22 protein-coding genes are annotated in these 25900 nt (G+C 68.2%); 16 read left to right on the forward strand and 6 right to left on the reverse strand.

Annotation, left to right across the window (positions count from 1 at the left end; genetic code table 11):
• Nucleotides 1-17: 17 nt before the first annotated feature.
• The 6 genes from RTK35_RS20215 to RTK35_RS20240 all read left to right on the forward strand — a co-directional run bounded on the left by RTK35_RS20215 (nucleotide 18) and on the right by RTK35_RS20240 (nucleotide 10429).
• A complete protein-coding gene (locus RTK35_RS20215; protein ID WP_044405869.1) occupies nucleotides 18-659 on the forward strand; it encodes an OB-fold-containig protein in 642 nt (213 codons plus the stop codon).
• Nucleotides 660-696: 37 nt separating this feature from the next.
• The gene (locus RTK35_RS20220; protein ID WP_316908820.1) at nucleotides 697-2745 is read left to right on the forward strand and encodes a flotillin family protein; all 2049 of its coding nucleotides are present in this window, start codon (nucleotides 697-699) and stop codon (nucleotides 2743-2745) included.
• 102 nt (nucleotides 2746-2847) lie between these two features.
• Entirely contained in the window at nucleotides 2848-3087 is a 240-nt protein-coding gene (locus RTK35_RS20225; protein ID WP_044405865.1) for a hypothetical protein, read from the forward strand.
• Between the two features lie 83 nt (nucleotides 3088-3170).
• Nucleotides 3171-8414, forward strand: a complete 5244-nt coding sequence (locus tag RTK35_RS20230; protein WP_316908821.1) for a DNA repair ATPase — start codon at nucleotides 3171-3173, stop codon at nucleotides 8412-8414.
• A gap of 13 nt (nucleotides 8415-8427) precedes the next feature.
• The gene (locus RTK35_RS20235) at nucleotides 8428-9117 is read left to right on the forward strand and encodes a phospholipase D-like domain-containing protein (protein WP_316908822.1); all 690 of its coding nucleotides are present in this window, start codon (nucleotides 8428-8430) and stop codon (nucleotides 9115-9117) included.
• Nucleotides 9118-9250: 133 nt separating this feature from the next.
• Nucleotides 9251-10429 carry a GGDEF domain-containing protein gene (locus RTK35_RS20240; RefSeq protein ID WP_074970951.1) on the forward strand — a complete coding sequence of 393 codons (1179 nt, stop codon included), beginning with the start codon at nucleotides 9251-9253 and terminating at the stop codon, nucleotides 10427-10429.
• Nucleotides 10430-10454: 25 nt separating this feature from the next.
• Here the strand turns inward: RTK35_RS20240 and RTK35_RS20245 are convergent, their stop codons facing one another.
• On the reverse strand, nucleotides 10455-12185 hold the full coding sequence (locus tag RTK35_RS20245) for a hypothetical protein (RefSeq protein ID WP_316908823.1): 1731 nt from the start codon (nucleotides 12183-12185) through the stop codon (nucleotides 10455-10457).
• A 200-nt stretch (nucleotides 12186-12385) separates the two neighbouring features.
• Between RTK35_RS20245 and RTK35_RS20250 the strand changes: the two genes are divergently transcribed.
• Nucleotides 12386-12925 (forward strand): YaeQ family protein, encoded by a 540-nt coding sequence (locus RTK35_RS20250; RefSeq protein WP_044405855.1) that lies wholly within the window; start codon nucleotides 12386-12388, stop codon nucleotides 12923-12925.
• 34 nt (nucleotides 12926-12959) lie between these two features.
• Nucleotides 12960-14675: a single-stranded-DNA-specific exonuclease RecJ gene (gene recJ, locus RTK35_RS20255; protein WP_107331321.1), complete on the forward strand. Its 1716-nt coding sequence runs from the start codon at nucleotides 12960-12962 to the stop codon at nucleotides 14673-14675.
• A gap of 23 nt (nucleotides 14676-14698) precedes the next feature.
• Here the strand turns inward: recJ and RTK35_RS20260 are convergent, their stop codons facing one another.
• The 4 genes from RTK35_RS20260 to RTK35_RS20275 all read right to left on the reverse strand — a co-directional run bounded on the left by RTK35_RS20260 (nucleotide 14699) and on the right by RTK35_RS20275 (nucleotide 17224).
• Nucleotides 14699-15007, reverse strand: coding sequence for a hypothetical protein (locus RTK35_RS20260; protein WP_236214201.1), 309 nt, complete (start codon nucleotides 15005-15007; stop codon nucleotides 14699-14701).
• Nucleotides 15004-15534 carry a thiamine pyrophosphate-binding protein gene (locus RTK35_RS20265; protein ID WP_316908824.1) on the reverse strand — a complete coding sequence of 177 codons (531 nt, stop codon included), beginning with the start codon at nucleotides 15532-15534 and terminating at the stop codon, nucleotides 15004-15006. Before RTK35_RS20265 ends, RTK35_RS20260 begins: the two co-directional genes overlap by 4 nt.
• Nucleotides 15531-16712 carry a PepSY domain-containing protein gene (locus RTK35_RS20270; RefSeq protein WP_316908825.1) on the reverse strand — a complete coding sequence of 394 codons (1182 nt, stop codon included), beginning with the start codon at nucleotides 16710-16712 and terminating at the stop codon, nucleotides 15531-15533. The genes RTK35_RS20265 and RTK35_RS20270 overlap by 4 nt, the downstream gene beginning before the upstream one ends.
• A 209-nt stretch (nucleotides 16713-16921) precedes the next feature.
• Complete coding sequence (locus RTK35_RS20275) at nucleotides 16922-17224, reverse strand: DUF1883 domain-containing protein (RefSeq protein ID WP_044400048.1); 303 nt, start codon at nucleotides 17222-17224, stop codon at nucleotides 16922-16924.
• A gap of 242 nt (nucleotides 17225-17466) precedes the next feature.
• Here RTK35_RS20275 and RTK35_RS20280 point away from each other — a divergent pair, with 242 nt between their 5' ends.
• Nucleotides 17467-17610 carry a hypothetical protein gene (locus tag RTK35_RS20280; protein WP_182850865.1) on the forward strand — a complete coding sequence of 48 codons (144 nt, stop codon included), beginning with the start codon at nucleotides 17467-17469 and terminating at the stop codon, nucleotides 17608-17610.
• A gap of 149 nt (nucleotides 17611-17759) precedes the next feature.
• On the opposite strand, the gene RTK35_RS20285 is transcribed toward RTK35_RS20280, so the two are convergent.
• Nucleotides 17760-18185, reverse strand: a complete 426-nt coding sequence (locus RTK35_RS20285) for an STY0301 family protein (protein WP_316908826.1) — start codon at nucleotides 18183-18185, stop codon at nucleotides 17760-17762.
• Nucleotides 18186-18693: 508 nt separating this feature from the next.
• Here RTK35_RS20285 and RTK35_RS20290 point away from each other — a divergent pair.
• The 7 genes from RTK35_RS20290 (at nucleotide 18694) to RTK35_RS20320 (ending at nucleotide 25804) form a co-directional block, all read left to right on the forward strand.
• Nucleotides 18694-19530 (forward strand): GyrI-like domain-containing protein, encoded by an 837-nt coding sequence (locus tag RTK35_RS20290; protein WP_074970964.1) that lies wholly within the window; start codon nucleotides 18694-18696, stop codon nucleotides 19528-19530.
• A 237-nt stretch (nucleotides 19531-19767) separates the two neighbouring features.
• Nucleotides 19768-21192, forward strand: coding sequence for a cytosine permease (locus tag RTK35_RS20295; protein ID WP_316908827.1), 1425 nt, complete (start codon nucleotides 19768-19770; stop codon nucleotides 21190-21192).
• The gene (locus RTK35_RS20300; RefSeq protein WP_142015045.1) at nucleotides 21189-22025 is read left to right on the forward strand and encodes a nitrilase family protein; all 837 of its coding nucleotides are present in this window, start codon (nucleotides 21189-21191) and stop codon (nucleotides 22023-22025) included. Before RTK35_RS20295 ends, RTK35_RS20300 begins: the two co-directional genes overlap by 4 nt.
• Nucleotides 22026-22286: 261 nt before the next feature.
• Nucleotides 22287-23318, forward strand: coding sequence for an ABC transporter substrate-binding protein (locus tag RTK35_RS20305; RefSeq protein WP_316908828.1), 1032 nt, complete (start codon nucleotides 22287-22289; stop codon nucleotides 23316-23318).
• Nucleotides 23319-23466: 148 nt separating this feature from the next.
• Nucleotides 23467-24573, forward strand: coding sequence for an NAD(P)/FAD-dependent oxidoreductase (locus RTK35_RS20310; RefSeq protein ID WP_236214206.1), 1107 nt, complete (start codon nucleotides 23467-23469; stop codon nucleotides 24571-24573).
• A 272-nt stretch (nucleotides 24574-24845) separates the two neighbouring features.
• Nucleotides 24846-25241, forward strand: coding sequence for a hypothetical protein (locus tag RTK35_RS20315; RefSeq protein WP_316908829.1), 396 nt, complete (start codon nucleotides 24846-24848; stop codon nucleotides 25239-25241).
• 203 nt (nucleotides 25242-25444) lie between these two features.
• A complete protein-coding gene (locus RTK35_RS20320; protein WP_142015055.1) occupies nucleotides 25445-25804 on the forward strand; it encodes a DUF3509 domain-containing protein in 360 nt (119 codons plus the stop codon).
• The last annotated feature ends 96 nt before the right edge of the window (nucleotides 25805-25900 follow it).

A 25900-nucleotide genomic window follows, 5' to 3' on the forward strand; every position in this document is an offset into this window, starting at 1 on the left:
TTCAAGGACTGGAAACGATGGACCTCTTCCTGATCACCGCCCTCTCGTTCCCCACCGTGGTGTTCAGCTTCCTGCTGCTCATCGCGGTCATCTACTGGACCGTGGTCGCCTTCGGCCTGCTGGAGGTGGACCTGCTGGATGTCGAGGCCGACTCCCTGCTCGAAGGCCACGGCAACGCCGAAGGCCTCGCCGGCCTGCTGTCCAAGCTCAAGCTCAACGGCGTGCCGGTCACCCTGGTGCTGACCCTGCTGTTCTTCTTCGGCTGGTTCATCAGCTACTTCGTCGAACTCTGGCTGCTCGGCCAATTGCCCCTCGGCTGGCTGCGCTACCCGCTTGGCCTGGTGGTGATGATCGGCGCCCTGGTACTGGCCGTGCCCATCGCCTCCACCCTGTGCCGCCCCCTGCGCCCGCTGTTCCTCAAGGCCGAGGCCACCAGCACCCGCAGCGTCATCGGCCAGACGGCCGTGGTGCGCAGTGGCCGCGTCACCGCCGGGCAGGGCGAAGCCGTGCTGGAGGACGGTGGCGCCGGGCTGATCCTCAAGGTCCGTGCCGACGAAGCCCTCGGGCTCAAGCGCGGCGACCGTGTCGTGTTACTGGAATACCTGGAGGCGCAGCACGCCTATCGGGTCATCACCGAGGACGAATTCCGCGGGCTCTGACCCCGGTGTGCCTCAGCATCAAAGGAGAATGATTGCAATGAACCTAGCCTCGCTGCTGCCCATCCTGATCGGCGTCGGTCTCGTCGTCCTCGTGGTCGTCGGGCTCCTGGCCCTGTTCAAGGCCTTCTACATCAAGGTCCCGCAGGGCACCGCACTGATCGTCAACGACATGTCCTCCACCCCCAAGGTGCACTTCACCGGCGCCCTGGTGTACCCGGTCATCCACCTCAAGGAGTTCATGCGCATCTCGCTGATCACCCTGGAAGTGGACCGCCGTGGCAAGGACGGCCTCATCTGCCGTGACAACATGCGCGCCGACATCACCGTCGCCTTCTACCTGCGCGTCAACGAAACCCAGCAGGACGTGCTCAAGGTGGCCAAGGCCATCGGTGTCGACCGCGCCTCCGACCGGGGCGCGGTGAACGAACTGTTCAACGCCAAGTTCTCCGAAGCGCTGAAGACCGTCGGCAAGCAGTTCGACTTCGTCGAACTGTTCGAGAACCGCCAGGACTTCCGCGACCGCATCATCGAAGTGATCGGCAACGACCTGAACGGCTACGTGCTGGAAGACGTCGCCATCGACTACCTGGAACAGACCGCCAAGCACTCCCTCGACCCGAGCAACATCCTCGACGCGGAAGGCATCCGCAAGATCACCGAACTGACCGCCAACCAGAACGTCATCACCAACGAGCTGGAGCGCAACCAGGAACTGGCGATCCAGAAGAAGAACGTCGAGACCCGCGAAGCCGCCCTGGCCCTCGAACGCCAGCAGGCCGACGCCGAGGCACGGCAGAAGCGCGAGATCGAGACCATCCGCGCCCGCGAGGAAGCCGAGACCGCCAAGGTCAAGGAAGAGGAACGCCTCAAGGCCGAGCAGGCCCGCATCCAGGCCCAGCAGGAAATCGACATCCGCGTCGAGAACCACCAGCGCGAAGTGGAAGTGGCCCAGCAGAACCGCCAGCGCGCCGTGGTCATCGAGGTGGAGAAGGTCACCCGCGCCAAGGACCTGGAAGTGGTCGCCCGTGAGCGCGAAGTCGAGCTGCAGCGCATCGAGAAGGAAAAGGCGCTGGAAGAACAGCGCAAGAACATCGCCAACGTGATCCGCGAGCGCGTCGCCGTCGAGAAGACCGTGGCGCAGGAAGAAGAGCGCATCAAGGAAGTGCGTGAAGTCTCCGAAGCCGAGCGCGCCAAGCAGGTCATCGTGCTCCAGGCACAGGCCGAAGCCGAGCAGGAGCTGGTGCGCCAGGTCAAGCAGGCCGAAGCCGACGAGACCCGCTCCAAGCACAAGGCCGTCGAGATCAACAACCTCGCCCAGGCCGAACTGGAAGCTGCCGCCAAGCAGGCCGAAGCCAAGAAACGCATGGCCGAAGGCATCGAGGCCGAGCGCGCCGCCCCCGGCCTGGCCGATGCCCGCGTGCTGGAAGCGACCGCCACCGCGAAGGAGAAGGACGGCCTGGCCGACGCCCGCGTGCGCGCCGAACAGCTGATCGCCGAAGCCCGTGGCGAGCAGGAGAAGGGCCTCGCCGAAGCCCGCATCCTCGAAGCCCAGGCCGCCGCCAAGGAGAAGGACGGTCTCGCCGAAGCCAAGGTGCTGGAAGAGAAGCTCGGCGCCCAGGCCCGAGGCGAAGAACAGCTCGGCGCCGCCAAGGCCAAGGCCACCAAGGACCTGGGTTCGGCGGAAGCGGAAATCCTCCTGCAGCGCCTCAACGCCGAGGCCGAAGGCCTGGGCAAGAAGTTCAGCGCCCTCGACGCCCTCAGCGACAGCGCCCGCCAGCACGAAGAGTTCCGCATGCAGCTGGAGAAGAGCTTCGAGGAAGCCATGGCCGCCATCGCCGCCAACAAGGACATCGCCAAGGACCAGGCCGAGGTGCTCGCCACCGCCCTGGGCAAGGCGAAGATCGAGATCGTCGGCGGCGAAGGCGACTTCTTCAACTCCTTCGCCAAGTCGCTCTCCGTCGGCAAGGCCATCGAAGGCGTGGTGGGCAAGAGCCCCGTGGTGCAGGACGTGCTTGCCCGCCTGCTCAACGGCCGCTCCCCGGCCGTCGCGCCCAAGGCTGACGCCGCCCCGGCTGCCGAAGCCTGATCGAGCGGGCCCCGGAACCCCCGGGGCCCGACGCCGCGCAGAGGGTCCGCCCCGCCTTGCGAAAGGGGCCGGGCCCGCCTACCCGCCAAGAGGAACCTCGCCATGGCCGAATCCCGTGACTACCTGGAGCTGTCCTTCCGCTCCATCCACTGCTTCGCCAACGACGGCCGCCTGGACGTGCACGAACTGGCCGCCCTGCTGGCCATCGCCGAGCGCGACGGCGTCATCGACGACAACGAGAAGCGCGTGCTGAAGAAGATCCTCGCCCACGTCAGGCCCGAGGAAATCGACCCCGCCCTGCGCGAGCAGATGGCCGAAGTCGCCCGCAAGATCGGCGCCTGAGCCCAGGCCCCGCGCCCCCGCGTACCCGGCCCCTCCGCCCGAGGGGCCCTGTTCGCAGACCCAGCAGATTCAGGAAGAACACGATGTCGGACGTCACCGCCGCAACCCCCGCACAGGATGTATTGGACAAGGCCGTCGCCGAAGGCGGCGCCTACGAGGTGCTGCACAAGCGCCTGCAGGACCAGGGGCAGCGCCTGCGGCAGACCACCGACAGCCTCAACCAGCGCCGCCTCGAAGCCTTCGGCGACAGCCGCATGGACGTGGTCGGCCGGGTGCGCATCCGCACCGAGAACAACTGCATCGCCCGCGACATCGTCCAGGTCGGCGACTGCCTGCTGTTCGGCTACAACGTCTTCATCGGCCTGAGGAAGGAAACCGGCATCGCCGACGTCTTCTCCCTCTACCGCCTGGTGGAAGGGGAGGAGGGCTATGAGGCCGAACCGGTGCCGCTGGAAGGCACCTTCCTCGCCGCCCAGGGCTTCCTCAACGACTTCAACGAGCTCTACACCTACTACAAGAACACCCGCCTGCTGCAGCTGGCCATCCGCGACGGCAAGCTGCTGGCGAGCTTCCAGATCGGCGAGCGCATCACCGACATCCGCGTGTTCCGCTGGTCCCTCTCCAGCGACGGGCGCGAGGTGCGCTACATCGACAACCGCGGCGAGCGCGACATCGCCCTGCCGTCGCCCTTCGACTTCGAATGGAAGAAGGCCACCCGCGAGATGGTGGTCCAGGGCCGCCACCCGCACCTGAACATCCTCGACACCGTGTTCGTCGAGACCATCGGTGGCGACCTCACCATCAAGGTGGAGAACAACACCGAGGACGGCCTCGGCATCTACCGCGAAGAGGTGGTGGACAAGACCCAGTCCCTCGACGACGCCCAGATCGAATTCGCCCGCCTCGGCAGCCTGGTGCTGCTCAAGGTGCTGCCCTACCGCGAGGAGCAGTGGCGCTACCTGGTCTACAACAGCCTGACCCGCCAGGTGGAGCGCATCGACGCCATCGGCCAGGCCTGCGTCCAGCTGCCCGAGGACCACGGCATCATCTTCCCCGGCGGCTGCTACCTGCAGAACGGCGAATACAAGACCTTCGACGCCTCCATGGCCGGCATGCGCTTCAAGCGCAGCGTGCGCTCGCCCAACGGCGAAGACGTGCAGTACATCTTCTACCACCCCGAGGAGGGCCGTTCGGTCCTGCTCACCTACAACCTCATCAGCCGCCAGCTGCAGAACCCGCTGTTCGGCCACGGCTACGCGCGCCTGGAAGACGGGCGCATGGTGATCTTCGCCGCCGAGGGCGACGAGCCGACCCGCATCCACCCCATGCAGATCTGGCAGACCCCGTTCTTCACCGAGGAGTACGCCGCCCGCCAGCCGGCCCGCAGCGGCTTCTTCGGGCGCATCGGCAACGCCGAACTGGTGCGCGGCGTCTCCGACCTGTACGGCCTGTGCCGCGAGATCGAGACCCCCTCCGTCTCGGTGCAGCGCTACACCCAGCTGTGCCAGGGCACCCGTCGCCTGTTCGACGTCTACCACTGGCTCGGCAGCGACGAGCTCGACGGGCTCGCCCCGCTGCTGCGGGAAGTGGCCGCCACCGCCGAACGGGTGCTGGACGAATACGAGAAGGTCGAGAGCATCCGCCGCCAGTCCGACCAGGCCATGGCCGGCGCCGAAGCGCAGCAGAAGGCCCTGCTCGGGCGCCTCCAGGCCGCCGGCTGGGAACAGGCCCAGGACTACGTCGACGCCCTCAACGGCATCACCGCCCAGCGCGGCCTGCTGCTGACCATCCGTGACTACCGCTACATCGACGTCGCCCGCATCGACGCCATGGAGGCCGAGCTGCAGGAGGCCCAGGCGCGCACCGCGGCCGCCACCGCCACCTTCCTCGCCAGCGACCAGGCCCTGCAGCCCTTCGTCACCCGCCTGGAGACGCTGGACGCCGACGCGCAGAAGGCCGAGACCGTCGCCCTCCTGGCACCGCCGCTGGAGGCCCTGCAGGCCATGGCCGGCGACCTGGACATGCTGTCCAACCTGATGGGCTCGCTGCAGATCGACGACGCCACCCAGCGCACCCGCATCATCGAGTCCATCTCCGAGATCTACGCCCGCCTCAACCAGGCCAAGGCCCGCGCCGAGCAGCGCCGCAAGGCCCTCGGCTCCACCGAATCGGTGGCCCAGTTCGGCGCCCAGTTCAAGCTGTTCGGCCAGGGCATCGTCAACGCCCTGGCCCAGGCCCAGGACCCCGAGCGCTGCGACGAGCAGCTGTCGCGCCTGCTGGTGCAGCTGGAGGAATTGGAAAGCCGCTTCGGCGACCACGAGCAGTTCCTCGGCGACATCCTCAGCAAGCGCGAGGAGCTGCTGGAAACCTTCGAGGCCCACAAGCAATCCCTGCTCGACGAGCGCCAGCGCAAGGCCCAGGGCCTGCAGGACGCCGCCCGGCGCATCCTCGACAGCCTCGGCCGACGCACCGCCAAATTCACCCAGGCCGAGGAACTCAACGCCTTCTTCGCCGCCGACCCGCTGATCCTCAAGCTGCGCGAACTGGCCCAGCGCTTGCGCGAGCTCAACGACAGCGTCAAGGCCGACGACGTCGAAGCCCGCCTCAAGGGCGCCCGCGACCAGGCCGTGCGCGCCCTGCGCGACAAGAGCGAACTGTTCGAAGCCGGCGGCAACGTCATCAAGCTCGGCCCGCGCCACCGCTTCAGCGTCAACACCCAGGAGCTGGACCTGACCCTGCTGCCCCGGGGCGACGGGCTCTACCTGCACCTCACCGGCACCGACTTCCTCGAACCCCTGCACGACCCCGAGCTGGACGCCCTCAAGGCCTACTGGCAGGTGGCGCTGGAGTCCGAGTCCGAGCGCCTCTACCGCGCCGAATACCTGGCCGGCGAAGTCCTCGACGCCGCTGACGGCCAGCGCGAAGGCCTCAGCCTGGACGGCCTCAAGGCCCTGCTGGCGCAGCCCGAGGAACTGGCCCGGGTGGTGCGCGACTTCGCCGCCCCGCGCTACCGCGACGGCTACGAGAAGGGCATCCACGACCACGACGCCGCCGCCATCCTCCAGCACCTGCTGCCCCTGCGCGAAAGCGCCGGGCTGCTGCGCTTCGGCGCCGTGCCCCGGGCCTTCGCCACGCTGTTCTGGGACGCCGCCCGGCAGGGCGAGAGCGGCACCGCCTGGCCGGAACGTGCCCGCACCAGCCGGCACATCCAGCAGCTGTTCGGCCGCGCCGACGGCCTGCTGGCGCTGCAGGCCGAAGTGACCGACGCCCTGCAGGCCTTCCTTGCCGAGCACCCGCTGCCCCTGCAGCCGGGCCAGGTCGCCGAGGCCGCCGAGTACCTGGTGCAGGAACTGGCCGCCGAGCGCATCGAATTCACCTTCAGCAAGTACGCCCGCCAGCTGCACGAAGGGCTCAAGCTGCGCCTGCAAGGCGCGCGCATGTGGGACGACTACCAGGCCGCCGTGGGCCGCCTGGACGGGCGCCCGGCGGCCCAGTGGGCGCTGGTCGGCCACTGGCTCGACGGCCTCTGCGGCGAAGAGGGCTTCGCCGGTCTCGCCGATTACCGCGCCGAAGCCGTGGCCCTGGCGCTGCTGCGTGCCGACTTCCCGCAGCGCTTCACCGAAGTGGACCTGCGCTTCAGCGTCAGCGGCCTGATGGGCGAGCACCCGCGCATCCAGGACCACAGCCTGGCGCTGGCGGTGGACGACTTCTTCGGCCGCCTGCGCGAGCACCGCGAGCAGGTGCTGCCCGGCCTGCGCCAGTACCAGGCGCTGCGCCAGGCCCTGGTCGCCCGCCAGCGCGAGGCCCTGCGCCTGGCCGAGTTCAAGCCGCGCCCGCTGACCTCCTTCGTGCGCAACAAACTGATCAACGACGTCTACCTCGGCATCATCGGCGACAACCTGGCCAAGCAGATGGGTACCGTCGGCGAGAACAAGCGCACCGACCTGATGGGCCTCCTGATGCTCATCTCGCCCCCCGGCTACGGCAAGACCACCCTGATGGAGTACGTCGCCCACCGCCTCGGCCTGATCTTCATGAAGATCAACGGCCCGGCCCTGGGCCACGAGGTGCGCTCGCTGGACCCGGCCCAGGCGCCCGACGCCACTTCGCGCCAGGAGCTGGAGAAGCTCAACCTGGCCCTGGAGATGGGCAACAACGTGATGCTCTACGTGGACGACATCCAGCACACCCACCCGGAGTTCCTGCAGAAATTCATCTCTCTTTGCGACGGTACCCGGCGCATCGAGGGCGTGTGGAAGGGCCGCACCAAGACCTACGACATGCGCGGCAAGAAGTTCTGCGTGGTGATGTCCGGCAACCCCTACACCGAGTCCGGCGATGTGTTCCGCATCCCCGACATGCTCGCCAACCGCGCCGACATCTATAACCTCGGCGACACCCTGGGCGGCATGCAGGACGCCTTCGCCCTCAGCTACATCGAGAACGCCCTGACCTCCAACCCGGTGCTGGCGCCCCTGGCCACCCGCGACATGGCCGACGTCTACCGCTTCGTCGACCGCGCCGAGGGCAAGCCCTTCTCCGCCAACGAACTGGGCCACAGCTATAGTGGCGCCGAGATCAACGAGATCACCACCACCCTGCAACGCCTCATGCAGGTGCGCGACGTGGTGCTCAAGGTCAACCAGCAGTACATCGCCAGCGCCGCCCAGGCCGACCAGTACCGCACCGAGCCACCGTTCAAGCTGCAGGGCAGCTACCGCAACATGAACAAGATGGCGGAGAAGATCTCCGCCGTGATGAACGACGCCGAACTGATGCAACTGCTGGCCGACCACTACCAGGGCGAATCCCAGCTGCTCACCACCGGCGCCGAGGAGAACCTGCTCAAGCTCGCCGAACTGCGCGGCAACCAGAGCGCCGAACAGGCCGAGCGCTGGACCCAGATCAAGCGCGACTTCATGCGCAACAAATCCATGGGCGGCAGCGACAGCGACGTCGGCACCCGCGTGGTGGCCCAGCTCAACGACCTGGTGGAGAGCGTGCGCGGGCTGGCCCGCAGCGAAGCCCCCGCACCGGCCGCCGCCGAGGTGCCGTGGGAGGCCCTGCTGCAACACCTGGAGGCGCTGGTGCAACCGCCCGCCGCGTTCAAGGTGGACGTCACCGCCCCGGCCCAGGAGGGCGTGCGCGAAGTGCTGCTGAGCCTGGCCGACTGCCTGGAGAACAGCTTCATGCCGCTGATCCGCATCATGGACAAGAAGATCGACGTCGACCTGCGCACCCACCACCGCATCACCGACATCGCCAACCGCCTCAACGAACTGGGTGGCGCCCTGCCGACGCCCGGCACCGACGGCACGCCCACCTGACCCGGAGGTCGCCATGGATTTCGCAGGACTCGACCAGCAGCTGCGCGACAGCCTGCAGGACCTGAAGCTGAGCAACGAGGAGCGCGACGAGCTGCGCGAACTGGGCAGCGAGCTGGGCCCGGACCAGGTGCGCTACCTGCGCAACCGCGCCTTCGACCTGGTGCGCGAGCTGTGCCAGGCCGACCCGGCCAACCTGCAACCGGCGCTCAAGTGGCTGGAGCAGGTGGTGCGCACCCTCGACCTTGCCGGTGCCGTCGCCCCGGCCGTGGCCAGCGCCCACTTCAGCCCCGGCGAGGAGTGCCGGCGCAAGATCCGCGAGCTGTGCCGCCAGGCCCGGCACAGCGTGGACATCTGCGTCTACACCATCTCCGACGACCAGCTCAGCAGCGAGATCCTCGCCTGCCACGGGCGCGGCGTGCGCGTGCGGGTGATCAGCGACAACGAGAAACAGCACGACGAGGGCAGCGACATCCAGGCCCTGCGCGAGGCCGGGGTCGCCGTGCGCATCGACGACAGCCCCTTCCACATGCACCACAAGTTCGCCCTGTTCGACGGCCGCCTGCTGCTCAACGGCAGCTTCAACTGGACCCGCAGCGCCAGCACCAGCAACGAGGAGAACCTCCTGGTGATCGACAACGCCCACCTGGTGGCGCGCTACCTGGCGGAGTTCGACAGCCTCTGGGGGCGCTACGCCCCACGCTGAAACGCCGTGCGTGACGCTGTCACAGTCGGGGAGTAAAGTGCGAAGCCGTTCGCATTACGGCCGATAACCCCACCGCCCGCGCGTCGCCTTCCCCAGGCTGGCTGCCGGGAGCTTCCCGCCCTGGACCGTGCAGATGGACCTTCACATCCCCACCCTGGTGCTGGTGGACGTCTACATCCTCGCCCTGCTCGGCATCCTCGCCGGGCGGGCCTGGCGTCGCGGCACCCCGGAGCCGACCCTCGGCTACCTGAGCCTGACCCTGCTGCTCGGCGCCTTCTGCACCGTGCTCGGCAGCCTGCGCGGCCTGGGCATGGACTGGGTGCCGATCATCATCGGCAACGTTCTGCTGCAGCTCAGCTGCGCCGCCAGTTGGACCTCCATGCGGGTGTTCGCCGGCCGGCCCGTTCATCTCGCCGGCTTCCTCGCCGGGCCGCTGCTGTGGCTGGCGCTCTGCGCCGTGCCGGCGTTCTACGCCTCGCTGCCGGCGCGGATCATGCTCAGCTGCGTGCTGATGATCACCTACACCGCGCTCGCGGCCTTCGAGCTGTGGCGCGCCCGGCGCAGCCTGCAGGTGTCCATCGCCCCGGCCATGGCGCTGCACCTCATGCACGTGGCGACCTACGGCGTGCGCCTGGCGCTGGACCGGGGCGAGCCGTTCCAGCGGCTGGTCAACGGCCAGGCCAGCCCCTTCTTCGCGATGCTGGTGTTCGAGACGCTGCTGTACGCCATCGGCGTCGCCTTCGTCACCCTGGCCATGGTCCGTGAGCGCGCCGAGCTGCAGTACAAGCACGCCGCCTACAGCGACCCGCTGACCGGTGTCGGCAACCGCCGTGCCTTCATGGATTCCGGCCAGGCCCTGCTGGAGCGCTGCGCACGGCGCGGGGAGGGCGTGGTGCTGCTGCTCTGCGACCTGGACAACTTCAAGCGCCTCAACGACTCCTACGGCCACGCCAGCGGCGACGCCGCCCTGGTGGACTTCACCCGTATCGTCGCCGCGCGCATGCGTCGGCACGACGTGTTCGGGCGCATCGGTGGGGAAGAGTTCGCCTGCCTGCTGGCCGATGCCGATGGCGCCACCGCCGTGCTGGTGGCCGAGCGCATCCGCCGCGAGTTCGCCGAGAGCTGCCCCGAGGCACCGGGGCCGCTCAGCGTCAGCATCGGCGTGGCCGGCAGTGGCGAGGCGGGGTACGACCTGTCGCGGCTGCTGTCCCTGGCGGACAAGGCGCTGTACCGGGCCAAGGCCCAGGGGCGCAATCGCGTGGAGTGCTACCGCGAGGCCCCGGCCGAGCCCAGCGGCGAGTCGGCGGCCTGAGCCGCCGCCTCCGTTGCTGCGGCCTTCAGGCCGCCACGGGAAGGGGTTGGACCAGGCCGTTGTTCAGCGCGTCCAGCAACTGCTGGCGCAGGGCGGCGGCCCGTGGCGGGTCTTCCGCCTGCAGGCGGTCGATGGCCTGGTGCAGCTGGGCGAGGGGGTTCTCCTCCCGCATCACGTTGGTCAGCGACAGGCTGGCGATGGCGTCTTCGAAGCGGCCGTGCCGGATGTGGTCCAGCAACAGGGCTTCGTCCAGCCTGCGTTCGGCGCTTTGCATCGCCTGCAGCCGAGCCTGCAGGGCCTGGGCCCTGGCAGCGTCGCCCAGGGCCAGGTAGGCCAGGCCGATGGCTTCCAGATAAATGCCGAGGTCCTCGTCGTCTTCCAGGGCCTCGGCCTGCTGTGCATCGTCCAGGGTGACGAGGCAGGCCTCCACCCAGCGCTGGGCGCGGGGTGCTTCGCCCAGGTCGCGCAGCAGCGGGGCCTGCTCGGCCAGCTTGGTCACGCGGCCGTCCAGGTCCAGGGCGGCATTCAACTGCTCGATCTCCTCCAGGTGCGTGCGCACCCCGTAGGCGTCGCGCTGGTGCGCCGGCAGGGCGGCCTGCTGGCGCAGCCAGCCTTCCAGGGCGAACAGGCGCAGCCAGCCCCAGTTGTCCTCGCCACGGATCCGCTCCAGCTCGGCCAGCGCCTGGCGCCGCAGCTCGTCGGCCCAGGACGGGTGTCGGCCGAGGTGGTGCTCCCACAGGGTGAGCAGCAGCCAGATGCGCTGGCCCGGCTCGTGGGCGCGGGAGTCCAGCAGGGCGTTGGCCTGGGCCAGGTCGCCCTGCTCGGCGTGCCAGTCCACCAGGCGCAGCAGCAGTTCGTCGTAGTGATGCGCCGGCGCGCAGTCCACCACCCGCAGCGCGGTATCCGGCTGCGCCATGGCCAGGGCGTGGTCCATCAACTCGGTATGGGTGAAGTAGCCGGTCTGCTCGCCCAGGTCGGCCAGCAGTTCGAAGGCGGCCTCGGTCTGGCCACCCTCCATCAAGGCCAGCACGGCCTGGCCCTGTTCCTCCACCGGCAGTTGCCTGGCCAGCGCCAGGGCACGGGGCACCTCGCCCAGTTCGGCAAGGCCGGCGAGCACCGTCTTCAGGTCATGGAGGGGCAGGCTGGTGTCCGGCTCCGGGTGGGCCAGCAGCTCCCAGGCCCGCTCCAGGCTGCGCAGGGCCGCCTGGGGTTGCTGCAGGCGACGCTGCAGCCCGGCGAGGATGAGGTTCTGCGGGCCGGACAGGCTCTGGCTGGTGCCCTGTTCCTGTTGCTGGGTGAGGGTGTCGAGCTGGGCTCGGGCCTGGGCGTCCTGGCCGCAGGCGAGCAGCAGCGGGATCTGCAGCAGCGGCGACTCCGGCAGCGGGCGCTCCAGGCGCTCCAGCAGGGACAGCGCCGCGTGCGGGTCCTGGGCTTCCAGGTAGTGCTCCAGCATGTTGTCCAGGGCGCTCTGCTGGTAGCCGTCGCGCAGCTCGGCCAGGGCGGTGAGTGCGGCCTGTTCCTCGCCGGCACGCAGCAGCGCCGGGGCCACCTGGTGCAACGCCAGCTGGCGGGCCTCGCCTTGCAGGCCCTGGGCCATGTCCAGCGCCAGGCGCGGCTCGAACAGGCTCAGCAGGGCCGTGCGGTTCACCTGGCCAGCCTCCTGCAGATAGGCTTCCAGGCTGCCGTCGTCGCGGTTGACGGCGTACAGCACCGCCGCGATGAGCACGACCACGACCAGGGCAATGAGTAGTTCCATGGGCTTCCCTTTCCTGTGTTCCATGCGCCCGACCGGGCGCGGCGTCGGTCTTATAAAGGCCGTCGCCGGGCCTGGCAACCCGCGCTGCGCATACCTGGGACTGATTGCCCATTTCCGCCCCGCGCGCCGCCGTACGGGCCGGGCATGGGGGGCGCTTTCAAGGTAGACTTGCCGCCTTTTCGCCAACCAGGAAGCCCTTCATGGCCCTCCAAGCGACGCCTTACAAAGTCGAACTCAACCTCACCGACCTGGACCGTGGCGTCTACGAGACCCTGCGCTTCACCGTGGCCCGGCACCCCTCCGAGACCGAGGAACGCCTGGCGGTCCGCCTGATCGCCTACGGCCTCTGGTACCACGAGCAGCTGGCCTTCGGCCGTGGCCTGTCGGACGTGGACGAGCCGGCGCTGTGGGAGAAGAGCCTGGACGACCGCGTGCTGCACTGGATCGAAGTCGGCCAGCCCGATGCCGAGCGCATCACCTGGTGCTCGCGCCGCTGCGAGCGCTTCAGCCTGCTGGCCTACGGCAGCCTGCGGGTGTGGCAGACCAAGGTGCTGGACAGCGTGCGCAACCTGAAGAACATCAACGTCGTCGCCGTCGGCCAGGAAGCCCTGGAAGAACTGGCCCGCGACCTGCCGCGTTCCATCAGCTGGACCCTGATGATCAGCGACGGCTCGCTGTTCATCACCGACGAACGCGGCCAGCACGACGTGCCGCTGGAATGGCTGGTCGGCGAACGCTGATCCACCCCCTTTTCGCCCCGGAAGACCGAGTCGCATGCGTATCGAGCCCCGCCCCCTGCCCGCCACACTGCCCGACCTGGGCAACCTGCCGCCCCTGCTGACCCGCCTCTACGCCGCCCGCGGCGTGAGCTGCGCGGAGGAGCTGGACAAGGGCCTGGCGCGGCTCATCCCCTACACGCAGATGAAGGGCATCGACGCCGCGGTGACGCTGCTGGTGGAGGCCCTGGAGCAGCGCCAGCGCATCCTCTTCGTCGGTGACTTCGACGCCGACGGCGCCACCGCCAGCTGCGTCGGCGTGCTCGGCCTGCGCATGCTCGGCGCCGCCCACGTCGACTACCTGGTGCCCAACCGCTTCGAGTACGGCTATGGGCTGACCCCGGAGATCGTCGCCGTCGCCCTGCAGCGCGAACCGCAGCTGCTGGTGACCGTGGACAACGGCATCTCCAGCGTCGACGGCGTGGCCGCCGCCAAGGCCGCCGGGCTCAAGGTGCTGGTCACCGACCACCACCTGCCGGGCCCGGAACTGCCGGCGGCGGATGCCATCGTCAACCCCAACCAGCCGGGCTGCGAGTTCCCCAGCAAGTCCATGGCTGGGGTCGGGGTGATCTTCTACGTGCTGCTGGCCCTGCGCGCGCGCCTGCGCGAGCTGGGCTGGTTCGCCCGGCGCGGCATGGCCGAGCCGAACCTCGCCGAGCTGCTGGACCTGGTGGCCCTGGGCAGCGTCGCCGACGTGGTGCCGCTGGACGCCAACAACCGCATCCTGGTGCACCAGGGCCTGGCGCGCATCCGCGCCGGCCGTGCCCGTCCCGGTCTCAAGGCGCTGCTGGAGGTGGCCGGCCGCCCGGCGGCGCGCATCACCTCCACCGACCTCGGCTTCATCCTCGGCCCGCGCCTCAACGCCGCCGGCCGCCTGGATGACATGAGCCTGGGCATCGAATGCCTGCTCTGCGAGGACCAGGCCCTGGCCCAGGACATGGCCGTGGAGCTGGACCAGCTCAACCAGGACCGCAAGCAGATCGAGCAGGGCATGCAGCGCGAGGCCCTGGCCCAGCTCAAGGACCTGCCGCTGGAAGACCTGCCGTTCGGCCTCTGCCTGTTCGAGCCGGACTGGCACCAGGGCGTCATCGGCATCCTCGCCTCGCGCCTCAAGGAGCGTTACCACCGCCCGACCATCGCCTTCGCCGATGCCGGCGACGGCCTGCTCAAGGGCTCGGCGCGCTCGGTGCCGGGGTTCCACATCCGCGATGCGCTGGACGCCGTCGCCGCCCGCCATCCGGGGTTGATCAGCAAGTTCGGTGGCCACGCCATGGCTGCCGGCCTGTCGCTGCCGGTGGAGCATTTCGGCGCCTTCGCCAGCGCCTTCGACGCCGAGGTGCGCCGCCAGCTCACCGAGGACGACCTCACCGGCCGCCTGCTCTCCGACGGCCAGCTGAGCCTGCAGGAATTCCACCTGGAACTGGCCCGCGCCCTGCGCCAGGCCGGCCCCTGGGGCCAGCACTTCCCCGAGCCGCTGTTCCACGGCGTGTTCCAGATCGCCCAGCAGCGCCTGGTGGGCGAACGCCACCTGAAGCTGGTGCTCAAGAGCGAGTGCGGCTCGCTGCAGCTGGACGGCATCGCCTTCAACATCGACCGCGACGTCTGGCCGAACCCCACCGTGCGCTGGGCCGAGCTGGCCTACCGCCTGGACGTGAACGAGTTTCGCGGGCAGGAGAGCGTGCAGTTGATGGTGGTGCACATCGCCCCGCGCTAGCCCCCGTTCCCGCCCACGCGTTCTCAGCGCGGGCGGATCGCCTCGGGCTCCACTTCCGCCGTGTGCCCGGGGCCCAGTTCCAGCAGGACGTGGAACGCCTCGGTCGGGCGTTCGAAGGTGAAGCTGGAGTCCTCGCCCAGGGTGCCGTGGATGAGCACCTGCCCCTCATCGTCGAGCACGTCCAGGGTCGCCCCCGGCGTGGCGGTGCCGTCCGAGAGACCGCCCACGCAGCGCACCTGCGTGGCGTCCAGGGCCTGGCATTCGCAGTAGATCCCATGGCCCCAGGCGTTGCCGCCGGCCAGCAGGAGCAGGGCACCGAGCCAGCGCTTCATCGGCCACCTCCACGCTTGCCGAGCCAGGCCACCACATCGGGGGAGGCCTGGGCGAGGGGCAGGGCGGCCTGGTGCACCGAGCCGTCCCAGCCTTCCACCGTCAGCCACAGCTCGGCATCCGCCGGGGCGTCCTCGGGGATGCGCACTTCTGCCAGGCGCCGGTAGGGGCTGCCCGAGGCGAGGGCGCCGGCCGCGCGCAGGTAGCGCGGCTTGCCCACCCGCAGGTAGGCCGCCTTGATCGCGGCGTCGCACTCGCGGCAGAACGCCAGGCTGAAGTCCTTCATGTAGCCGGCCTTGCCTTCGCGCACCGGCTCGCCCCGTTCCCATTCCGCCAGGTGCACGCGCCAGGGGCCGACCGCCAGCTCGCCGATGGGGCGCTCGCCCAGGCCCTGGAGGCCGCGCTCCAGGCTGGCCTCGTGGAAGTAGGCGGGCATGTAGCCGAGGGGGATGAGCACCAGCAGGGCGCTCAGGTGGAAGCGCCAGCGCAGCCAGAGGCGGGCAGGGCGGGAGCGGACGGGGGCGGTCATTCGGTCACCTCGATGGCGGGGCGCGGGGCGGGCCGTGGGCGGGGTGGGCGTTTCATCGCCTTGGCGGTGGCCAGCACGGTGCGCTTGCTCCAGATCAGCAGGCCGCTGAGCACCATCAGCGTCAGCAGCAGGCCGAACACGAACCACAGCAGCTTGACCCAGATGCCGCCGAAATCGCCGGTGTGCAGCGGGCGCATGGACTCGGTGACGAACTCCAGGGCGTTGCGGTCGCCGAGCAGGTGAGAGCCCAGCAGGGTGCCGTCGTAGGGGTTCACCTCGGCGGTCTGGAACATCAGCGGGTACCAGCCCCGGCCGCCCACCTCCAGCGGGGTGAAGGCGTCCGGCGGGAAGGTCACGAAGCTCACCTCGAAGCCGGGGATGGTGCGCGTCGCCACCTCCACCGCCTGGTCCACGCCGATGCGCGGCACCGGCTGGCCGGGCTCGGGCCGCGGCAGCGCCTCGCGGGCGATCAGCGTGGGCGGGCCTTCGCTGGAGATGGAGATGTGGTTGTCGTAGAGCACCGCGCGGATCAGGAACCAGGTGCCGGTGACGGCGATCACCGCGATGAACCAGATGGACCAGATGCCCACCAGGCGGTGGAAGTCGCCCCAGAAGATCCGCGCGCCCTGGCGGATGCGCAGGGTCGGCCGCAGGAAGCCGCGCCAGAAGCGCTTGTACACCACCAGGCCGGTGACCAGCGAGGCGAGCATCGGCAGGGCCAGCAGCGACACCAGGTACCAGCCCCAGCTGTAGCCGTTGGTGAAGGGCACCAGCCACCAGCCGTGCAGGGCGCGGGTGAACTGGCGGAAGTCGAACAGCGGGCTGCTGCCCTGGATCACCCCGGTGTACGGGTTGACGTAGAGCGTGGCGGTGCGGGTGTCGGGGTAGCTGACCGCCGCCGTGAGGGCGAAGTGGTCCTCCTCCGGCTTGGCCAGCCACTCGATGGCGGCATCCGGCTGCTGGCGGGCGATGGCGGCGACGACCTGGTCGAAGCCGAGGGGCTGGGCGTCATCGGCGGGGCGGGTGGCGCGCACGTCGGGGTTGGCCAGCCAGATGATCTCCTCACTGAGCACCGCCAGGGTGCCGGTGGCGCAGACGAGAAAGACGAAGAACCAGATCGGTAGGGCCAGCCAGCTGTGGACCAGGAACCAGGTTCGCGAGCGGGACTTCTTGGACATGACGGAGCGCGGTCCTGACTGTTCGGGGCAATGAAAAAGACCGCCCGCCGGGATGGCGGGCGGAAACTAGCCAAAGGGGCGCTCGGCACCGGCCCGCCCCGGCAAGGGCGCGGCAGGTGCATGGAGAGGAGTGCCTAACAGTAAGGACGGATGAGCGCGGAAAAACCGACAGGGTCAGGTGAAAGAAAATGTTTCCGCGCCGGCCGGGCTCAGCCCATGTGGGAGCTGGAGCGGCGCACGAACTTGATGGAGTGCTTCAGGGTGGGCTTGCGGGTGACGCTGATGGCGCGGCGGGTCACCGTGTCGATGGTGATGTTCCAGAAGCCGGTGCTGGGCACCGTGATGCGCGCCGGGAAGCGGTCGAAGGCGCCGCCGTGGTAGGTGTGGCGGCCGCCGTTCTTGAAGCTGCGGAAGTTGGCATCGCTCATCAGTCGGATGTTGCAGACCTGCGAGCACTCGATGACGACCAGGTCGCCTTCGTTGAGGTGTTCGCGTTGATGGATGAACTTCATGGCAAGGCTCCGGAGCAGGGGTGACGCGGGGGCGCAACGATAGCACGGCCGGCCCGCGTCCCGCTGCCCCGGGCACGGCGTGCGCGACGGAATGCCCGGATTCGCCAGGGCGCGGTTGCCGGGCGCCGGTGGCCCGGGAATGATCCCCCGCTGCGGGCGCGAGCCCGGTCTACGCTGCGCAGCGAAAGATCGCAATTCCTGCAAATCCGCTGCCGCTAGCCTCTGGTCCAGGGAGGCTGACCATGAAACCCGAAACCCTCGCTGACTACGCCCGCCGCATCGATCCGGTGCTGCGCTGGTCGCTCCTCCAGCTACCCCAAACAGCAGGTTTATCTGTTTTTGATGAACTTGAACTTCTGGGTTCAAAACAATGCGGGCTGCCATGAAGGGTGACCGTGCACTGATCACGTCAGCCCTCGTCGGGCCATATTTTTTCTGTTTGAAATACAGCGGCAAGAAGTAAGAAAAGGGATTCGTGTCCTGGCAAAGGCAAAGCTCGATACAAGTACTTGGATTTATCTGTTCGGTCTCTGTCTTACTGGCAATGTAGCGTGTAAGGCTGCGTAAGCTCGATGCTTATCCTGCATTCAGTGACAGGTTGCTCAATTTTTTTTGCCAGCACTACGTATTGCTTTGCGTAACTGCATGCCAGCCAGATTCCTCGTTCTCGATCAACCGGATTATCAACAGACCATAGACTTAATAACTGGCCTTTCTCGGTCACTGTGTCTGGTCTTAGGTCCGCCAGCCCTTCTGGCGGTCCACTTACCAATACTGCGCCATCCAGCGACAGCTCAACCCAGCGCGAACTCATCTGCCATCCCGGATGGTCGGATGCCTCGACCTTGGGCGGTTGTACCTTGACGCTTGGAGGGCACGTCAATTCATATGCGTTGGCAGCATGGCTAAAGACCAGCATTAAAATCACAGAACCCAAGACGGCACTGTATTTACCCTGCATGATTGGTTCCTGCTCGATAATTGAAAGAATGTCTGCGATATCGCCGCTCCACCTTGTATTCAGGCCTTGCTTGATATTAAGCGCAGTATGGTTGCCTATGGCATTGCTCGGATAACGTCTATTCGCATAGGCAGTAATGGCTTATGTCAATGGAAGGCTTGTAGGGTTGTGCCGGCGTAATATAGCGCTTGTCCCTTGCTTCTTTGGTCCTGAAACTGATCTGCATTGGCATAAAACAGGTGGCATAACACCCCCTTTTGTTGTGGGTGAAATCCTTCGGGCAGCATGCTGTTTGATTTCAGTGCGTTATCCAATGCGTTCATTGAGCGCCAGTGCCATGCATAAAAAACATCAAGCTGCAGCTGTTTTGCGACAAGGCCAGGGCTCTGTTGCCTTGCGAGTCGCTGCCCTGTCCGCTGCGGGCGCGAGCCCGGTCTAGGCTGCGCAGCGAAAGATCGCAATTCCTGCAAACCCGCTGCCGCTAGCTTCTGGTCCAGGGAGGCTGACCATGAAACCCGAAACCCTCGCTCACTACGCCCGCCGCATCGATCCGGTGCTGCGCTGGCTGGCCGCTCACCCGGACGCCGATCCGGACCTCCACCACCTGGCGGAGCTGGCCTGCCTGTCGCCGTACCACTTCCACCGCGTGTACCGCGCGATGCTCGGTGAGACGGTCAATGCCACGGTCCAGCGGCTGCGCATGCACCGCGCGGCGGTGGCCCTGGCCGGTACGGGGGATTCGCTGGAACGGGTCGGCCGGCGTGCCGGGTACAGCTCGCACGCCGCCTTCAACCGCGCCTTTGGCGCCCACTTCGGGCTGCCCCCGGGACGCTACCGCGAAACCCGGGCCCGCCCGCTCGACCCCCAGGAGCTCGCCATGTACCCCATCGCCATCGAAACCTTCCCAGGCGCCGTCCTCGCCACGCTGCCGCACCAGGGCAGCTACCAGGGCATCGGCCCGCTGTTCGGCCGCGCCTTCATGCTCGCCATGGGCCAGGGGCTGCTCGGCCCCGACTGCCTGATGTACGGCGTCTACTTCGACGACCCGGCCCAGGTGCCCGAGGCGCGCCTGCGCTCGCTGGCGGGCATTTCCGTGTCCCCGCAGGCGGTGATCGGCGGCGAGCTGGAGCGCTACGAGATCCCCGCCGGGCGCTGCGCCATGCTCACCTACACCGGGCCCTACAACGAGATGGGCAAGGCCTATGACTGGCTGTACTCGCGCTGGCTGCCGGAGAGCGGGCTGGAGCCGGGCGACTGCCCGATGTTCGAGCAGTACCTGAACGACCCGCGCAGCACCCCGCCCGCCCAGTTGCAGACGCGCATCTGCATGATGCTCGCGGGCTGACGCCCGGCGCCGCCTTCCCGGGGGAAGGCGGCGCGATAGTTTGCAGAATCCGCAACTGAGTATTTGTCCTGTCCGATGTATCCCGAGCAACCGCTTGGCTAGAGTCCGGCGCACAACCATTACAACAACGCCGAGCACTGCCATGCCTGACGCCTCGTTCGCCCTGCGCCCCGTCCCCTCGTCCTGATCCGCGCCCGTCGCCGCGCCTTCAACTTCCCTACCGGACGAGGACTTCCCATGACTCAACAGCACGACGCGCGCCCGATGATCGAGGTGCGCTCCATCGACTACGTGCCCCGCCACGAACGCCACGGCAAGGTGTGGCACCAGGGGCCGTTCTGGTTCACCGGCAACTTCGTGCTCACCACCCTGGTCACCGGTTTCACCGGGCCGGCCCTGGGGCTGGGGGCGCTGGGTTCGATCCTGGCGATCCTCATCGGCGTGTGCATCGGCACCTTCTTCATGGCCTTCCACGCCAACCAGGGTCCGCGCATGGGCCTGCCGCAGATGATCCAGTCGCGCCCGCAGTTCGGCGTGCGCGGCGCGGTGGTGCCGTTCCTCGCCGTGGTGTTCGTGTACATCGGCTTCAACGTGTTCAACGTCATCCTCGCCACCGACGCCATCAACACCGTGCTGCCCGGCGCGCGCACCCCCTGGTACGTACTGCTGGTGGGGCTGGCGGTGCTGCTGGCCATCGTCGGCCATGACCTGCTGCACGCCGTGCAGCGCTGGCTGACCTGGCTGATGATCGCGGTGTTCGGCGCCCTGACCCTGTTCGCCGTGACTCAGCTCAGCGCCGATGCCGCGCTGCAGGGCAGCGGCTTCAGCTGGAGCGCCTTCCTCGTGCAGCTCTCGGCGGCCGCCGGCTACCAGATCAGCTACTCGGTGTACGTCTCCGACTACTCGCGCTACCTGCCGGAGGAAACCCCCGCCGGCAAGGTCATCTTCTGGACCTACCTGGGGGCCGGCGCCTCGGCGCTGTGGCTGATGTCCCTCGGCGCCTTCCTCGCCTCGGCCTTGCCGGCGCCGGACGCCATCGGCAGCGTGCGCGAGCTGGGCAACCAGCTGCACGACGGCTTCGGCACCCTCATCGTGCTGGTGGCGGTGCCCTCGCTGGTGGGCATCATGGCGGTCAACTGCTACGGCTCCATGCTCACCGGGCTCAGCGCGCTGGACGCCTTCTCCCGCGTGCGCCCGACCCTGGGCGTGCGGGTGGCCGGCATCAGCGTGGTGGCGCTGGTGATCCTGCTGGTGGCACGGATGATCCCGGAGAGCTACCTGGGCAGCTTCAACACCTTCGTGCTGCTGATGCTCTACTTCCTCGTGCCGTGGACGGCGGTGAACCTGGTGGACTTCTACCTGGTGCGCAAGGGCCGCTACGCCATCGCCGAGATCTTCAACCCCGAGGGCGTCTACCGCGGCTGGTCGCGCCCCGGCCTGGTGGCCTACGGCCTGGGCCTGCTGGCCATGGTGCCGTTCATGTCCCTGAGCTTCTGGAGCGGCCCCTTCGCCACCGCCCTGGGCGGTGCAGACATCGCCTTCGCCATCGGCCTGCCGGTGGCGGGCCTGGCCTACTGGCTGCAATGCCGCCACCAGGACCGCAGCGAGGAAGAACGCCTCGCCGCCCTCGACCCGCAACGCCTGGAGGACCCGCACCCATGAACACCCGCCCCGTTGCCCCGGTGAAGGTGGCCTGCTGCCAGGTGGCGCCGCGCATCGGCGAACTGGCCCACAACCGCGCCCTGGCCGAGGGCGCCATCCGCCGTGCGGCCCTGGAGGGCGCGCACATCATCGTCCTGCCGGAGCTGGTGCAGAGCGGCTACCTGTTCCGCGACAAGGCCGAGGCCCTGGCGCTTTCCGAGCCCCTGGACGGCCCGGCGGTCAGTCACTGGCAGGCCTTGGCGCGGGAGCTGGGGGTGGTCATCGCCGCCGGCTTCTGCGAGCGCCGTGACGACGGCGAGCTGGCCAACAGCGCCGTGCTGGTGGACCCGGACGGCCTGCGCGCGCATTACCGCAAGGCCCACCTGTGGGATGCCGAGAAGGCCCTGTTCATCCCCGGCGACGCAGCGCCGCCGGTGGTGGACACCGTCCACGGCCGCCTGGGGCTGATGATCTGCTACGACCTGGAGTTCCCCGAATGGGTGCGCCTGCCGGCCCTGGCCGGCGCCCAACTGCTCTGCGCCCCGGTGAACTGGCCCCTGGGCCCGCGTCCCCAGGGCGAACGCCCGGCGGAAGTGGTGCGGGTGCAGGCCAACGCGGCGGTGAACCGCATGTTCATCGCCGCCTGCGACCGCCACGGCCACGAGCGCGGGCAGGACTGGGTGCAGGGCTCGGTGATCGTCGATGCCGACGGCTTCCCCCTGGCCGGCCCGGTGGAGGGCGGCGAGCGCCTGCTGCTGGCGACCCTCGACCTGGCCCAGGCCGACGACAAGCGCATCAGCGCCCGCAACGACGTCCACGGCGACCGCCGCCCCGCGCTCTACCAGGCCCCCTGAGGCGCCTGCCTCCCTTTCTGCGTAAAACGTGAAACAGGCATGCCAGAGCCTGTGAAGCAGTCGTCACTGTGACGGAGCGCATACCCTTCGGTGAGCGATGGGTTCAGACTACGCGCCCCCGTTTCACAACGGCGACAAGGGTGCCGAGGGTGGCTTCGCTGCGCGACGCCAGGCATCCGGTCCGTCATCACAAACACAATAAAGGGGCGACCGGTCACAGCGCCGTGCCCCGCGAACCAACAGCAAGAGAGGGAGTTTTCCATGGTTGTTGCGGTAAGACGCGCCCTGGGCCTGGCGCTGGCAGTCACCTGCCTGCCGGCCTCGGCGGATTTCGTCACGGTCATCACCTTCGGCGGTGCCAACAAGGACGTGCAGAAGGAAGCCTTCTTCAAGCCGTTCAAGGCCAGCACCGGCGACGCCGTGGTCCACGGCTCGTACAACGGCGATCTCGACAAGCTCAAGAGCATGATCGACATCAGCCACGTGACCTGGGACGTGGTGGAGGTGGAGGCCCCCGAACTGGCACGCGGCTGTGAAGAAGGCCTGTTCGAGAAGATCGACCCGGCCCTGGTGGGCAACCCCAGCGACTTCGTCGCCGGTGCCCTGCAACCCTGCGGCGTGGGCATCTTTGTCTGGTCCACCGTGCTCGCCTACGACTCCGCCCGCATCAAGGACGCCCCGCGCGGCTGGGCCGACTTCTGGGACCTGCGCAAGTACCCCGGCAAGCGCGGCCTGCGCCATGGCGCCAAGTACAACCTGGAATTCGCCCTGATGGCCGACGGCGTCGCGCCGAACGAGGTCTACCAGGTGCTCGACACCCCCGCCGGTGTCGACCGCGCCTTCCGCAAGCTCGACGAGATCAAGTCCAGCGTCGTCTGGTGGAAGGCCGGCGCCGAGCCGGTGCGCGCCCTGCAGGACGGCAAGGTGGCCATGAGCTCCGCCTACAACGGCCGCATCGCCACCGCCCAGAAAGAGACCCGCAGCCTGGCAATGGCCTGGAGCGGCAACATCTACGACTTCGACTACTGGGCCCTGCCCAAGGGCTCGTGGAAAGGTGAGCTGGCGAAGAAGTTCGTCCACTTCGTCAGCCAGCCGGACCAGCAGAAGGCCTTTGCCGAAGGCATCTCCTACAGCCCGGTGAACAACAAGGCGATCGCCATGATCAACCCGGCCATCGCCGCCACCCTGCCCACCGCCCCGCAGAACATCCGCGATGCCCTGCCGATGAACGTCACGTTCTGGGCGGCCCATGCCGATCTCGAAGCGCGTTTCGAGAACTGGGTGAAGAACTGACCCCGCCCCACCATGAAGCGGCCGTCCAGGCCGCTTCGTTTTTCCGGCAGCGCCTTCCGCTGAGGTCGACGTCCGGCCCGCGCCTCTGGCACGCTGCGCCAGCCCCGGCACAGCGTTGCCGGGCAGCCGCCTGACAGGGAGCGAAGCGATGGCAGTGGATATCGAATGCGTGGTGGTGGGGGCCGGCGTGGTCGGCCTGGCCGTGGCCCGCGCGCTGGCCCAGGCAGGGCGCGAAGTGGTGATCGTCGAAGCGGCCGACGCCATCGGCACCGGCATCAGCTCGCGCAATTCCGAAGTGATCCATGCCGGCATCTACTACCCGCCGGGCAGCCTCAAGGCGCGCCTGTGCGTCGACGGTCGCCATCGGCTCCTGGCCTTCTGCCGCAGCCACGGTGTGGCCGTGCAACAGCTCGGCAAGCTGATCGTCGCCACCGACGACGCCCAGGTGGCGCCGCTCCAGGCCCTGCTGGCGCGGGGGCTGGCCAACGGCGTGGATGACCTGCGCCTGCTGAGCCGCGACCAGGCCCTGGCGCTGGAACCCGACCTGCATTGCGTGGCCGCGCTGCATTCGCCGTCCACCGGCATCGTCGACTCCCACGGCCTGATGCTGGCACTGCTCGGCGACGCCGAGGCCGCCGGCGCCGCCCTGGCCCTGGGTTCGCCGCTGCTGTCGGCGCAGGTGCAGGGCGACGGCTTCCAGCTGACGGTGGGCGGCGCCAGCCCGACCACCCTCGGTTGCCGCCTGCTGGTCAACGCCGCCGGCCTTGGCGCCCCAGGCCTGGCCGGCCGCATCGACGGGCTGCCGGCCGCCCATGTCCCGCGCGGCTACCTGTGCAAGGGCCACTACTTCAGCCTCGCCGGACGGGCACCGTTCAGCCGCCTGGTCTACCCCGCGCCGGAGGCCGCCGGCCTGGGCGTGCACATGACCCTCGACCTGGGCGGCCAGGCCCGCTTCGGCCCCGACGTGCAGTGGACGGACACCGAGGACTACCAGGTCGACCCACGCCGCGCCGACGGCTTCTACGCCGCCATCCGCCGCTACTGGCCGGGCCTGCCCGACGGCGCGCTGCAGCCGGACTACGCCGGCATCCGCCCGAAGATCAGCAGCCCCGACGAGCCCGCAGCGGACTTCCGCATCAGCGGCCCCGAGGACCACGGCATCGCCGGCCTGGTGAACCTGTTCGGCATCGAATCCCCCGGCCTCACCTCCAGCCTGGCCATCGCCGACGGGGTGCGGCAGGCGCTGGAGCGTTAGGGAGCGATGCGTTGCCTGTAGCCCGGACTTCAGTCCGGGAGTGCCCGGCGCCATTTCCCTGGGCTGAAGCCGAGGCTACGGGTGCCAGGGTGTTGCCTGTAGCCCGGACTTCAGTCCGGGAGTGCCCGGCGCCATTTCCCTGGGCTGAAGCCCAGGCTACGGGTGCCAGGGTGTTGGCTGTAGCCCGGACTTCAGTCCGGGAGTGTCCCGCACCATTTCCCTGGGCTGAAGCCCAGGCTACGAGCACAGCTGCTTTCGCGAGGAGAAATGAGATGTCCATCCTGATGTGCTTGGAGGTCGAAGAAGGCGTTCCGATTGCGGTCGTGGAGGCCATCCTTCGTGCGAGTGGGGAGCGGTGGGAGGAGGGGCCGGATCGACTGGAGGGCGTGTTCGAACGCTCGTGGGCGGTATTCGCGTTCCGTCGGGAGGAGCCTGCTCGGGACGTGGGACTCGACCACCACGGCGTGGATTGGAAGGTCGGTTTAAGCGGCGTTTTTCATTGCGCCAACAATCGCTTGGCGGAGAGCTGGGGCGACATCCATCACCTTATCGTCCAGCTTGCGGCTGCAACCTCTGCGCGCTTCCTGCTGTCATTTCAATACGAGTCCCTTTATGCCTACCGCGATCACGAAGGGCTCACGGTGGTACAGGCCATGGTGCTGGACTGAGGTCGCACTGCATTCGGGCTGCCCTCGGTCGTCTTGCATTTTGCAAGGCGATCAACGTGCCATCGTGCAGGCTGCATATATCAAACTGCCTTCATTCCAAATAAATTCCTTTTAAATCAATTAGATAGTTTTACCGCTCGGCTGGCATGCGCCCTGCAAATGCCTGGGTCCAAAAGCCCAATCCACTGACAGGGAGCCGAACAATGCAGATCGCCATCAAGGAATTCTTCGACGCTTTTCCCGGTTACGAAGTGTCCATCCGCCCGCGTCCGGACGGCATGTTGCTGCTGACCCTGGGCAAGGACGGCGAGGAGCCGTTGCGCAAGGCCATCCCGAGCGATGCGGTGTTCTGCATCGAGCGGGTGCGTGGGGTGATCCGCGAGATGCAGCGGGAAATGAAGCTGGCCTCCGGCGAAGTGACCTGGAAGGGCGAGGGCGACACCTGGCTCGACCGCGAGCTGCCCACCTTCACCGGTGGCCCGATCCACATGACTGCCGCCAAGACCCTGGTCGAACGCCGCCGCCTGGAACTGCTCAACGCCCGTCGCGCCGTGGCCAGCTGAGGTCCGGCGCAGCGGATCGGCCATGACGTCGGTCCGCTGACGGGGAATTTTTCGCGATTTCCGTACTCCACCATTCCGAACCCCGTCGGAAGAATC

The organism is Pseudomonas sp. zfem003, from assembly GCF_032621675.1.
Lineage (GTDB): Bacteria > Pseudomonadota > Gammaproteobacteria > Pseudomonadales > Pseudomonadaceae > Metapseudomonas > Metapseudomonas otitidis.

Bases quoted from the DNA above. Each gene is read 5' to 3' on its own strand.
- RTK35_RS20215 (WP_044405869.1), top strand. From the start codon at position 18: ATGGACCTCTTCCTGATCACCGCCCTCTCGTTCCCCACCGTGGTGTTC.
- RTK35_RS20220 (WP_316908820.1), top strand. From the start codon at position 697: ATGAACCTAGCCTCGCTGCTGCCCATCCTGATCGGCGTCGGTCTCGTC.
- RTK35_RS20225 (WP_044405865.1), top strand. From the start codon at position 2,848: ATGGCCGAATCCCGTGACTACCTGGAGCTGTCCTTCCGCTCCATCCAC.
- RTK35_RS20230 (WP_316908821.1), top strand. From the start codon at position 3,171: ATGTCGGACGTCACCGCCGCAACCCCCGCACAGGATGTATTGGACAAG.
- RTK35_RS20235 (WP_316908822.1), top strand. From the start codon at position 8,428: ATGGATTTCGCAGGACTCGACCAGCAGCTGCGCGACAGCCTGCAGGAC.
- RTK35_RS20240 (WP_074970951.1), top strand. From the start codon at position 9,251: ATGGACCTTCACATCCCCACCCTGGTGCTGGTGGACGTCTACATCCTC.
- RTK35_RS20245 (WP_316908823.1), bottom strand. From the start codon at position 12,185: ATGGAACTACTCATTGCCCTGGTCGTGGTCGTGCTCATCGCGGCGGTG.
- RTK35_RS20250 (WP_044405855.1), top strand. From the start codon at position 12,386: ATGGCCCTCCAAGCGACGCCTTACAAAGTCGAACTCAACCTCACCGAC.
- recJ (WP_107331321.1), top strand. From the start codon at position 12,960: ATGCGTATCGAGCCCCGCCCCCTGCCCGCCACACTGCCCGACCTGGGC.
- RTK35_RS20260 (WP_236214201.1), bottom strand. From the start codon at position 15,007: ATGAAGCGCTGGCTCGGTGCCCTGCTCCTGCTGGCCGGCGGCAACGCC.
- RTK35_RS20265 (WP_316908824.1), bottom strand. From the start codon at position 15,534: ATGACCGCCCCCGTCCGCTCCCGCCCTGCCCGCCTCTGGCTGCGCTGG.
- RTK35_RS20270 (WP_316908825.1), bottom strand. From the start codon at position 16,712: ATGTCCAAGAAGTCCCGCTCGCGAACCTGGTTCCTGGTCCACAGCTGG.
- RTK35_RS20275 (WP_044400048.1), bottom strand. From the start codon at position 17,224: ATGAAGTTCATCCATCAACGCGAACACCTCAACGAAGGCGACCTGGTC.
- RTK35_RS20280 (WP_182850865.1), top strand. From the start codon at position 17,467: ATGAAACCCGAAACCCTCGCTGACTACGCCCGCCGCATCGATCCGGTG.
- RTK35_RS20285 (WP_316908826.1), bottom strand. From the start codon at position 18,185: ATGCAGGGTAAATACAGTGCCGTCTTGGGTTCTGTGATTTTAATGCTG.
- RTK35_RS20290 (WP_074970964.1), top strand. From the start codon at position 18,694: ATGAAACCCGAAACCCTCGCTCACTACGCCCGCCGCATCGATCCGGTG.
- RTK35_RS20295 (WP_316908827.1), top strand. From the start codon at position 19,768: ATGACTCAACAGCACGACGCGCGCCCGATGATCGAGGTGCGCTCCATC.
- RTK35_RS20300 (WP_142015045.1), top strand. From the start codon at position 21,189: ATGAACACCCGCCCCGTTGCCCCGGTGAAGGTGGCCTGCTGCCAGGTG.
- RTK35_RS20305 (WP_316908828.1), top strand. From the start codon at position 22,287: ATGGTTGTTGCGGTAAGACGCGCCCTGGGCCTGGCGCTGGCAGTCACC.
- RTK35_RS20310 (WP_236214206.1), top strand. From the start codon at position 23,467: ATGGCAGTGGATATCGAATGCGTGGTGGTGGGGGCCGGCGTGGTCGGC.
- RTK35_RS20315 (WP_316908829.1), top strand. From the start codon at position 24,846: ATGTCCATCCTGATGTGCTTGGAGGTCGAAGAAGGCGTTCCGATTGCG.
- RTK35_RS20320 (WP_142015055.1), top strand. From the start codon at position 25,445: ATGCAGATCGCCATCAAGGAATTCTTCGACGCTTTTCCCGGTTACGAA.